The sequence below is a fragment of the Streptomyces prasinopilosus genome (genome assembly GCF_001419695.1).
Taxonomy (GTDB): Bacteria; Actinomycetota; Actinomycetes; order Streptomycetales; family Streptomycetaceae; genus Streptomyces; species Streptomyces prasinopilosus.
The window spans coordinates 1-1,544 of sequence record NZ_LIRG01001000.1; the positions used below are offsets into that span (position 1 = coordinate 1).

The 1,544-nt window shown below is 70.7% G+C and carries 1 protein-coding gene; it reads right to left on the reverse strand.

The window, feature by feature from the left end:
* Positions 1 to 188: 188 nt before the first annotated feature.
* Positions 189 to 1,544: alkaline phosphatase family protein (locus tag AOK18_RS29530; protein ID WP_055696293.1), on the reverse strand; the 1,356-nt coding region annotated here is incomplete at its 5' end.

The window sequence follows — 1,544 nt, forward strand, 5'->3', positions numbered from 1 at the left end:
CGGCGGCCGGGGCGGTGACGGCCTCGGTGCGGGAGGGAGCGGGGTACGGGGTCACAGGTGGCCTGCCTTCTCGGTCGTGGCCGGTTCCGGTCCCGCCGGGACCGGCCGTTGTCAGTGCCGTGTGTTTCACTCTCCGTAGCTGGATCTCGGAGGGTCCTCGGTGGTGGTGCGTCAGCCGTGGTGGTGCGTCAGCCGAGTCCGGCGAGCCGGAGCAGGAGTTGTTTGACATCGGTGGCCGCGACGCGGTCTCCGACGGCACGGGGGGTGGAGCAGATGAGGAGCGGACCGTCGTCGTCGCTCGCCGGGAGGCGGCCGTGGCTGCCCCGAATAGGTGACGGGTCGAGGGGCACGACCGCCATCCGGTAGCGCATGCCGATCTTCTTGCGCGCCAGTGCGGTGGCCGCCTTCACCTTGACGTACGGGTCGAGGGGGTCCATGAAGAGTTCGACCGGGTCGTAGCCGGGTTTGCGGTGGATCTCGACGAGCTGCGCGAAGTCGGGTGCCCGTGCGTCGTCGAGCCAGTAGTAGTACGTGAACCAGGCGTCGGGTTCGGCGACGGCGACCAGTTCGCCGGCGCGCGGATGGTCGAGGTGATGGGCCTTCTTGCCCTCGTCGTCCAGGAGCAGGTCGATGCCGGGCAGTCCTTCGAGGGCGGTCCGGGTGGCGTCGAGGTCCTCGGGGCGGCGCACGTAGACGTGGGCGATCTGGTGGTCGGCGACCGCGAAGGCGCGCGAGGCCATCGGGTCGAGGTACTCCATGCCGTCCTGCGTGTGGACCTCCAGCAGGCCTGCGCGGCGCAGGGCGCGGTTGATGTCCACGGTCCGGTTCACCCGGGTGATGCCGTACTCGGACAGGGCGACGACGGTGCGGCCCTCGGCGCGTGCGTCGTCGAGCAGCGGGGCCAGGGCGGCGTCCAGGTCCGCGGCGGCTTTGAGGGAGCGCGGGTCGTCGGGGCCGAAGCGCTGCAGGTCGTAGTCGAGGTGAGGGAGGTAGCAGAGCGTCAGGTCGGGGTGGCGGGTGCGCATGATGTGGCGGGTGGCGTCGATGATCCACTGGCTGGAGACGAGGTCGGCTCCGGGTCCCCAGAAGTGGAACAGGGGGAACGTGCCGAATTTCTCGGTGAGCTCGTCGTGCAGGGCGGGGGGCCGGGTGTAGCAGTCCGGTTCCTTGCGGCCGTCGGCGTAGTAGACCGGGCGGGGGGTGACGGTGATGTCGGTGTCGGCGCCCATGGCGTACCACCAGCAGATGTTGGCGACGGTGTAGCCGGGATGGGCGCGGCGGGCGGCGTCCCAGAGTTTGTCGCCGGAGACGAGGCCGTTGTGCTGGCGCCACAGCAGGACGTCGCCGAGTTCGCGGAAGTACCAGCCGTTGCCGACGATGCCGTGTTCGGAGGGGAGGGTGCCGGTGAGGAAGGTGGACTGGGCGGCGCAGGTGACGGCGGGCAGCACGGTGCCGAGCGGTGCGCGGGAGCCGGACCGGCCGAGCTTCCTGAGGTGGGGCATGTGGTCGAGGAGGCGGGGGGTGAGGCCCACGACGTCAAGGAC